The organism is Spiroplasma sp. Moj (assembly GCF_016082285.1).
Lineage (GTDB): Bacteria > Bacillota_I > Bacilli_A > Mycoplasmatales > Mycoplasmataceae > Spiroplasma > Spiroplasma phoeniceum.
On record NZ_MQTY02000031.1, the window covers coordinates 1 to 9963 of the forward strand.

Below are 9963 nucleotides of genomic sequence, written 5' to 3' on the forward strand. Positions count from 1 at the left end.
ATAGTTGGACTCTTTTTATGACAAAAGTTATTTACTCCCGTTATTCTTTTCAAACTGCAACTCCAACTCTTCCCATCAAACAACATAGAAAGCCTGGTACTATCGATCGGATAATACTTAAGGTACAATCACCTTACATTAAATTATTAATATAGTCCACAGATTCTCAATGCTTAATAAATATTTCAGGACTCAGGCTATGTATATTTGCAGTAGAGGACCTTGAGCATTCCTGTCAAGTTAAAATTTTTGAAATCTGTTATATTAAGTTTTAAGTTATATACTAAAAAAGGCGTAGAAAATATTGCTTTTTTTTAAGAGAAACCATAAATAGTTGGTTGATCGTTAACCGAGAGTTATTTTTAGTAGATATGTATGTAGATGATAATAACATTAACTAATAATGGTTCGGAAGCTAAAGACGCTGAATTAAAGATAGAGTTCTACGGTTGTATGATGCAGTTAATTCGCGTATTGAATATATCTTCACATTTTATTTGTAAGTCTCTAGCCTCTATTAACAGAGAGAAAAAGAGAGAGAGAGAGAGGCGAGCCTGAAGCCGGCCACGTACAAAAGTAACATACCCTTTTCACTGTCAAGAACGTGTATAGTAATTTAAAGNCTNAANNANNNGNNTNNAATGTATATGGTTTTCACAAAAAACAAGAATTAGTATCTTGTTTTTTCTATTTTTTTGCTTTAATATAGTTAGTAAGCAATATCGGATCATATTGAAATTTGTGAGGAGAGAAAAATGAATTTATTACATGAATGATCAAGTTTTAATATCCTAAATTCAATTTCATTTTTCTTTAATCCGTTATTGGAACGTATTGCAATAATTTTTCTTACTAATTTTCTTTTATTCTATCTTGTTTTAAAGAATGTAAAATATTTTTTTACTATTCGCCGCGCTAGAAAAAATGAAGCAAAATCTTTAGCAGCAAAATATTTCTTTAATGCAACTTTTGCTATTAGTGAATTTATTGTGCTTTTAATTTTACAAATCATTCTTTTACAAATTTATGCAAGTAAAACAGATACTAGTATTTATCTTAGAACTATTTTAGTTATACAATTTTTTATTGCAATTATTATCTTAATAAATAAACAATTTTTAAACTATACTTTAAAATTAGTTATGTTAGTTTTGTTCTCATTGTTGTTTTCATTTTTAATAACAAAGCAATTGTGAAATTGTTTTTATCATATTAATAATAATCATATTTTAGCATTATGATTAATAAAAAATATTTCAATTGTTTTTATTATTACATTTTTTTATTTATTTGATTTAAAAACAACATTTTTACATGATTTTGCTTTCCGAATTTTAACTTTCTTAATTTTAATTAGTAATTTTGAAAATGGCTCAGCAGACTTAAAAATTTTAGATCGTTCATTGTTTTTTAAAATTATTTTAAAAATAATTAAAGTTTTATGTTTATTAGATTTATTTTTCTTAATAAAAACTGCCAAGAAAACAATGAAAAATTTATGACAAATTAATGATGATAATTCAATTCAACTTGTTGCACTTTTATTATTGTTAAATAATATTCGTTTTTTTAATATTAGTGAAAAAAATGGTTTAGAAAATTTACCAAATAAATTCTTAAGAAATGAAATTAATGGTTGAAGAGGGATCCTTCAAGAATAAAATAAGAATTAATTTATTTTACTAATTCAATGATTTAGTTATTTATTAATTATAAAAAGAAAAGAGGGAATAATAATGCGAAAGTTACTTAATATTTTAGCAGCAGCAACGTTAGTAGCAACGCCAGCTCTTACTGCTAGTTGTAAAACTAAGACAAAAACAGTAGAAGACAAATATAAAGATTCATCAGTTGAAAATTTACCTAATGGACCATTAAAATCAAAAATTTTACAAACAACATTATTTACAAAACTAACAATTGCGAATCGACATGAAAATTTAAATACATATACACCTTCAATGTTACAAATGTTAATGCGACTACCTGATTCATATAAAGATAAGGATGGTAATATTGTTGATATTGATTACTATCGGGGTAAATATTTAAATAAAAATGATGGGATGCCGTTAACAACTTTATCATCAAATTATGAATATATGAATTTATTAGATAATGAATTATATAATACAGAAAAACAAACTAAGAAAAAAATTCCTGATTATTCTGATAAAGACCCGTTACCAACAATTCCTAATTTAGCAGAAAATAGTAATATGTTAAATTATTGATTTGATGGCGGACCAATGTCAAGTTATTCAACTGCAAAAGAAATTTTACCAACTAAATGTGATGATAACAGAATTAATCAAAACATTATTGATGCATGTAATAAAGCAATGTTTGAGATGCCACGCGCAACTTATTTTTATAATTTAAATATGGATTATAATCCAGTGGCAACAAAAGACATTAAATTTGATACGAGTACAAATCAAAACTTCCTTATTAATAATCAAAAATTTGCGACAGGAGGCCCATTTAAAACAGCTCAAAAATCAGAAGAGCAAGATAAATTAGCAATAATTTTACAGTTAATTTCAATGGTGGATATGTTTACAGACCGTTCAAAATCAAAAGCATATATTAATCAATTGAACAATTTTTTAGCTTTATCAAAAAATAGTGATGGAACATTTATGGGAAGTATTTTAGGAGCTATTTATTATCAGATTTTTGCTTCTCCTAAATTACCTAATGACCCAACAAAAGAAAATGCAAATTATATTTTTGCAAAATTTGGGGTAACAAAAGCGTTGCAACTTTTAGGTAAAGATAATACTGAAAGACAAGCAATTCAACAAAAAATTGATGATTTTTTCACTAAACAATCACAAGTTTTTAGTGATTTATTAGCAGTAAAACCAATGAAACCGGAACTAAACTTAGCTAATCCAGAAGATCAATATAAAAATCGTGATGCAATGTGAAATGGTAAAACACCAAACTTAAAATTAGCTGATTTATTGTTTAAAAAAGATGATTCAACAAAATCTTTGGCTAAATTATTTACTGATTTTGGAGAATATCTTGATGATTTATATACTAAAGCAGATTTAGAACGCCAAGAAGAAGCAAATAATTCAATTAGTAGTTTTTTAACACTTGCTACTAATAAAATTACTCCTGGATTTAAAGTAGTATTACAGTCAATGTCAAAAATGATGTTATCAAAATCAAAAGGTGGTTTAGGAACCTTAAGTGTTAATGATATTAATCGTTTTGTTGTTGCTTTATCAAAAGGAATCTTACAAAGTGCTAATGCGTTAACAGAAGTTAGCAAGTTGCCATGATCAGAAGAAAGTGACCAAGAACAAAATCAAACAAAAATTGCACAATTATTAACAGGTAGTGATGACCCATCGACACCAGCAAAGGGTTTATTTATGGATTTAGCATTTACATGGTTTAATGATAGTGCGCAACCAGTAAGGGCATTATTAAACAAATTATATTTTGATCCAAATTCAGAAACACGAAAAGATTTTTTAGCAATTAATAATGCTTTATATGACTATTCAAATACTTTATTATTAGGAGCAAATTGAAATATTAGCAATGGTAAATTAGAAGAAAATAAATTATCGTATGATATTGAATATAAAGGAACAGGTGATGCTGATGTTGCTGCTAATTTAGATTTACATCAAAAATGATATGTTTCAAAAGCAGACATTAAGACTTATCAAGATTTAAATACAGCTTATTTAAATGCATTAGGTAATCATGATTTGGATTGATTTATGAAATATGATGGGCTAGGAAATAATTACCAAAAAATGCATTATAAATATAAAGTAACTTGAATGAATATTAATCCTGGTGATGATAGTCATCAATATTGAGTAATTTCTAATATTCAATGATTTGCAAAAGATAGTAGCGGGCAATGAAAACGTTATTATGATACAATTGAAAATGATTAAAAGTGGAATATAAAGGCTAAACATGAAAAAAATATTGTTAATGAAGCAAGGAAATTTAGGAATAATTAAAGCAAAAGGGCAATTCATTTCATTGCTTCTTTTGATTTTTATTTGTTCAATTATTACTTCTTGTCTATTTACAACGGTCACTAGTTTACAATCAGCAAATCGACAAATGGGTTATGGTAGTTTTGATTATAATTATTCATTTCATTATTCAGCAATGGATTTTGAAAATTCAAATATGCAAACAATTACTCCAAGTTTTTCTTTTGATACAGAATATGTTTTACTAGAAAACAATGATAATAAATTAACATATCCAAAAATTACAATTGGTGCAGCAGCGACAGATGTTTTTACTGCATTAAAACCATCTGATATTAATTTTAAATTAACAAATGATAAAATTAGGAATTTAACATTAAATTTAACATTACGAACAACTGCGCCAAATTATCAAAACTCATTAATAGCAAAATTACGAGCAATGGGTTATAATGCTTTAGCTGACCAATATTTTAAACTATTTTATACAACGCAAATATATAAGAACTTTTTAGGAATTATTACGGACTATATTAATACTAGTTTTTTAAAAAAACAAAGTAATGCAACGAATGAAGAAATTAAAGTAAGTATTGCTAATTTTATTAATGGAAAAGCAACTTCCGAACAACGAGCAATTGAACGATGAGATTATAATTTAAAAACAGTTGATAATGATTTTACTAAATTTGATATTCCTGATATTACTTTAACATTGGGAAAACAAGATAATAAAACAGTGGTAACTAATATTTCAGAAAATACTTTATTTGAAAAAGGGCTTCGTGGTAGTTTTGGCGTTGCTACTCGTTTTAATGTAATTGATACAAGTGGAAACAAGGAAACACGAATTCAGTATTTAGCACAATCACCGTGGCAATATATTGATAAATTAAATCAAACAGGAATTAATGAAGCCCGAATGGTTATTGGTGATTTATTTAATAAAGTTACTTTTTTTGGTAATTATAGTGAACGAAGTTCTTTTCTTAATTTTGTACAGACTTATTACACAATGCTGGGCGTTGTTAGCAATTTTGATATTGCAATTCGACAAGAAGTTACAACTTGGGATATTGCTAATAATTTAAAATATAAAGTAATTGGTTGACATGATTTATTAAAAGAAGAACAATTAAAGCTTTTTGATAAAGTTAATGAGTGGTCAGGACCATCATTAAATGAATCGATAATTAGCAATTATTATGCTGTTGTTAGTCCTAATTATCTAAAAGCACATCATAAAAATTTGCGTGATAATATCCAAATTGGCGAACGAACATTTACAATTGGGGCAAGTGGTGGTGATACTTTAAATATTTATCCAACTATTTATGAAACTGATTTTATTCCTGATTTTAAAACGGATGTTGTCATTTATCTATCGTCTTATGGAATGTCTTTATTAGCAGAAGATAATAATAAAGGTTTAATTAGTTTAAAGGATAATTCGCGAGTATTCTTAAAAAGTTTAACAAATAGACCAACCGAGAATTTAGCAATTTTTAAAAAATATTATGTAAATAATCCTAATCAATTAGATTTTTATGCTCAAATGCTAACCAAAAATTCAACACCACTGGGCAATGATCCTTCAATTGGTGCTTTTGAACCAAAAGAAGTAACAAGTTCATTAACACGACGCTATGATTTATTAGCAAAAACAATTAATGTTTACATTTATATTGGCTTATTCTTCATTATTATTTTTGCCATAACATTATTTGCTGTTTCATATATTATTATTAAAGAAATGATTAAACGTGAGTCACCACAAATTGGAATGTTAAAAGCTGCTGGCTATTATTTACGTGAAATTGCACTTTCCTATTGAAGCATTTTAATGGTTAGTATTTTAATTGCAGTACCAACCGGTTGATTAGTTGGAATTACCGTCCAATTATTCGTTGTAAAATTATTTAATATGTTTTTTATAATTAATTGGAGTTTTACTTGAAACTGAATGATTTTACTTTTCCTAATTGGGTTCTTTGTTATTTTCTTATCATTAATTACTTTTATTACTTGTTATTTTTCAATTAATAAAACAGAAGTTTTAAGTTTAATTCATCCAATGCGTGAGTTAAAAGTTAATAATAGTTTGGCCCGTACTGTACGTAGTTTCCATTTTAAAACTTTTGTGGGTCGTTTCCGGATGGTTGTTTTATCAACTTCACTAAAACAAGCATTTACTTATTTAGGAATTTTTGCCTTAGTGACATTTACTTTGACTGTCTCATTATTAGCACCAGTCTATGCAAAAAATTTTAATACAAATTATTATAAAAACATTAAATATGGTAGTGAAGTTAAATATAGTAATGTCATAAGTAATAATCCGTTTTCTTATTATAAAACTTATGCATGAAATGGAATTGATAATGTTCCTAAGTCAACTGATCCAATTGAACAAGATTTATATCCCATTGGTGGAATAACACCACTAGCAAATTACTATAGTATTGATGGAGGAGCGATAATTAAACCATTAAAAGCGGTGAAACAAGAGCCAATTGTAGCTGGGATTTTAAAAGATATGTTATCTTATAATTTTGTTACTTTATCAGGAACTAATTTATCATTAGGAATTTTTAATTATTTAAATAATTTAGTAAAAAATTCTTCAGCTGGTGATAGTGTTCGAGCTTTAGTATCAGAAATTTTATGTACCGTATTACCAAAAGCATTAGGCATTGGGGCAATTCCATACCCACCATTTACTGACAAGGAAGATTATCCTGCGTTATGAAGAACATGTTTTAGTAAAGCAACAAATGGGATTATCCCGGCTGCAGTTAAAGAAGATTGAAATAAAAATCCGGATCGAGCAAATCATTTTGCATTAGGAATTGGAACAATGAGTTATAATCCAGCAACTGATGATGTTTTTACTAGTTTTGATGGAACATATAATGATAAGCAATTTTCTATTTATGGAATTAATCCAAATACCAAAATGTTAAAATTATCATTCGCTGAGCGTGCTATTTTAGCAAATAATAAGGGTACCGTAATTAATGCAATTGCGAATGTTACTGCATTACATCGTTTAATTCTTAATGTTGGAGAGGAAATTGAATTAACTCCCGAAGTAACAACATTGCAATATAATACTGGTCAGCATGAATGAGCAGAATTTACTAACAATAATACAGATTTAAAATATCAAAACTGAAAATATAATTTAAGTGGTAATGCTGTTGGATGAAATGTAAATAATTATCAAAGTTTGTATTCATTAGATAAAAGTTATTTTACTTATAATACAAGTTCACAAACAAAATATTATGTTACTGCTGATCGGAAGAGTGAATATCATAATTTAAATAATGTTGAATTATGGATTCCAACTAATTCGGCGATGGAAGCAATTTGAAGTAAAAAAATAATTACATTGAGTAATGGTCTTCAACGGATTTTATTAAAAGAATTAACAGTTGACGGAAATAAAATTATTCGAAAAGAACGAGTTGATAATAAAGAGTACTGAGTTATTAAACCATATAATTTTAGTTTTGGTGGAACATATAGTGGCGATTTTATTGATGGAATTCCAACAACATGATACCAAGCTGCTGTTGATAATAATTTTATTAAAGCAGCACCATCTTTAACACAAAAGCCAGTTAAAGTTAAAATTGTTAAAAGCATTTCAACTTATGATACACCACGCTTGTTTATTAGTATCAATGATGCTAATCAAATTAATTCATTTCCAATAAATAAAATTGATAATAATTTAAATATAATGCAATGATACAATGGAAAATATACAACCGAATTACAACCATCTGATCAAATTAATCGTTATGCGTTATCATCAACAAATGGTGATTTATCATTAAATAATTTTACGACTTCTTACAACTCATCTGTTTTGACAGCTGATTATGTTGGTATTAAAGCCAAAATTATGAGTCGGGTTATTATTGTTGCCTTATCAGTTGCTTTAATTTTTATTGTCATTATCATTATGGTTTCTGTTATTATAATATATTTTGCAATTGATCTCTTTATTAAAAAGTTTATTAAAATTATTGCAACAATGAAAGTACAAGGTTATAGTCGTTGAGAAATTAATAATTTAATATTAGGAATTTTTATTCCCTTTGCTGTTGTTGGTTGATTACTGGGATATTTTATCACTTGAGGTTTAGCATGGACAATTACCCAGCGGATTTTAATGTTCTTTAATTTCTATGTTTCAATTGGAACAGGACTAATTACATTACCAATTATCTTAGGAGGAATTATTATTTTATATGTTATCTCGTACTTTATTTCAATGAAAAAAATTAATCAATTAAATATTCAAGAAATTGTTATGATGGAAAGTTAACAGGATTTAATAAAACTATGGTTCTAAACCATAGTTTTATTTTAATTCATTAATAGGTTTTAAAAACAGTAAAAATAGCGTATAGCTAATAGTAAGGATTTATTTTAGATAAGATAATTTATTTTTAATGAGGGTTTGAAATGTTTAACTTTACAACAAAACAAAAGTGAGTAATTAATGGTAGTTTATTAGGAATGACTTTATTAGCTTTAATTGGGTTATTATGTTATTTTTTAAAATTGTTAATTCCAGCGATTGTTTTATTATTAATTGCTGGTCTTGGTTTTTTTTGCGATAATGATTAAGTGACTCGTTATGGAACGGCATAATAAGAAAAAGTAAGGAGTTGATGTAATATGACTGAAAATGAAATTATTAGTAAAATTAAAGATATTAGTATAAATACTGATCACCGGTTTTCTTTTATCGCAAAATATATTTTACAAAATTTAATGATTAGACTTCTTGCATAACCTAGTTATTTTAAAATTACTATAATTTCTATTTTAAATATATTTTATAGGAATTTTAAAATAACTAGGTTATGCAAGAAGTCTAATATTATAATCTTCTGCTATTTTGTTTATTCTTTCTTGTTTAGATAAATCTTTATATTCATCATTATTAATTAACGAAGAAATAATCTTTTTATCTTTATCTGTAAAATTTTTTAAATATAATTCATTTTCTAATAAATCACTTTTATTTTTTAATTCTTGTAATTGAGTATTAACAGTTTCAAAATCTGTTTTATCAACTACATCTTCACGATTTTTAATTGATTCACGAATTTGTTTAGCCTGAGCAGATAATAATTCATCAACTGCTTTCGGTTTTTCATCATCAATTTCTAAAATTTCTTTAATTTTTTCTAAATTTGCCATTATTTTTCGCTCCTTATTTGAGTGTAGGATTAACACTTTTAACAAATTATAGGTAAGACTCTTTTATAAAAGGAAGATTAATCTTATACAAGTATCTTACCATAATTTAATTCTTTTTTACAATCATTGTGTTAATCATATCTTTATACTCTTTATTTTTTTCTTGCATATATATCATAGTTTCATTCATTTTAATTTGAAACTCTTTAAAATGAATAATACATAATTGCACAGGTCAATCACCTTGCATTTGTCTCACTAAATCACCATTTTTATCTTTTTTAAATCTACCTAATGATTTACTTTTACAATTAGGCATTTCACAATCTAATCATTTCTGAATTATCATATTTTTAATTCCTTTGTCTTTTCTGTTCTTCGTCTTCTTTTACCACAAAATCTTCAACCACAACATCCAACATTTTTAGGTAATTTCCGCTTTCTTCATTTATCAGTAATATTCATTACTTTACCTCTTTTCTAACTTCGTGGTATTAATGTGATACTAATAGGATTATTACTTTTGTTTTTAATACCAAGTGTACCTCAATTATTAACATCCATTGTTATGGCTATATCGTTACCAAAAGAATTAAAAGATGTTTCTAAAAGACCAAATAATAATTTGGGCAATGATGTTTTTGCAAATTTAATTTTTAATTTCATATCGTTTGTATAATATGCTTTAATAGACTTCTTGCATAACCTATTAAAATAATTGTAAATATTTTTAAAAAGATACTAATAGCAAATTATAATTTTA

9 protein-coding genes are annotated in these 9963 nt (G+C 26.2%); 5 read left to right on the forward strand and 4 right to left on the reverse strand.

Going from position 1 to position 9963, the window contains the following annotated elements; translation table 4 throughout:
• Positions 1 to 381: 381 nt before the first annotated feature.
• The 5 genes from BST80_RS02340 (at position 382) to BST80_RS02360 (ending at position 8621) form a co-directional block, all read left to right on the forward strand.
• On the forward strand, positions 382 to 612 hold the full coding sequence (locus BST80_RS02340; protein ID WP_415745789.1) for a hypothetical protein: 231 nt from the start codon (positions 382 to 384) through the stop codon (positions 610 to 612).
• Between the two features lie 143 nt (positions 613 to 755).
• On the forward strand, positions 756 to 1661 hold the full coding sequence (locus BST80_RS02345; protein ID WP_415745790.1) for a hypothetical protein: 906 nt from the start codon (positions 756 to 758) through the stop codon (positions 1659 to 1661).
• Between the two features lie 75 nt (positions 1662 to 1736).
• Positions 1737 to 3929, forward strand: coding sequence for a hypothetical protein (locus BST80_RS02350; protein ID WP_415745791.1), 2193 nt, complete (start codon positions 1737 to 1739; stop codon positions 3927 to 3929).
• A gap of 22 nt (positions 3930 to 3951) precedes the next feature.
• On the forward strand, positions 3952 to 8316 hold the full coding sequence (locus BST80_RS02355) for an FtsX-like permease family protein (protein ID WP_415745792.1): 4365 nt from the start codon (positions 3952 to 3954) through the stop codon (positions 8314 to 8316).
• Positions 8317 to 8456: 140 nt separating this feature from the next.
• A complete protein-coding gene (locus BST80_RS02360) occupies positions 8457 to 8621 on the forward strand; it encodes a hypothetical protein (RefSeq protein ID WP_415745793.1) in 165 nt (54 codons plus the stop codon).
• A gap of 237 nt (positions 8622 to 8858) precedes the next feature.
• On the opposite strand, the gene BST80_RS02365 is transcribed toward BST80_RS02360, so the two are convergent.
• From BST80_RS02365 to BST80_RS02380, 4 genes are all read right to left on the reverse strand, one after another.
• Positions 8859 to 9200 carry a hypothetical protein gene (locus BST80_RS02365; RefSeq protein WP_415745794.1) on the reverse strand — a complete coding sequence of 114 codons (342 nt, stop codon included), beginning with the start codon at positions 9198 to 9200 and terminating at the stop codon, positions 8859 to 8861.
• Between the two features lie 106 nt (positions 9201 to 9306).
• Positions 9307 to 9549: a hypothetical protein gene (locus BST80_RS02370; RefSeq protein WP_415745795.1), complete on the reverse strand. Its 243-nt coding sequence runs from the start codon at positions 9547 to 9549 to the stop codon at positions 9307 to 9309.
• Positions 9543 to 9665, reverse strand: a complete 123-nt coding sequence (locus BST80_RS02375; protein WP_415745796.1) for a hypothetical protein — start codon at positions 9663 to 9665, stop codon at positions 9543 to 9545. The genes BST80_RS02370 and BST80_RS02375 overlap by 7 nt, the downstream gene beginning before the upstream one ends.
• A gap of 15 nt (positions 9666 to 9680) precedes the next feature.
• Positions 9681 to 9866: a hypothetical protein gene (locus BST80_RS02380; protein WP_415745797.1), complete on the reverse strand. Its 186-nt coding sequence runs from the start codon at positions 9864 to 9866 to the stop codon at positions 9681 to 9683.
• Positions 9867 to 9963: the final 97 nt, after the last annotated feature.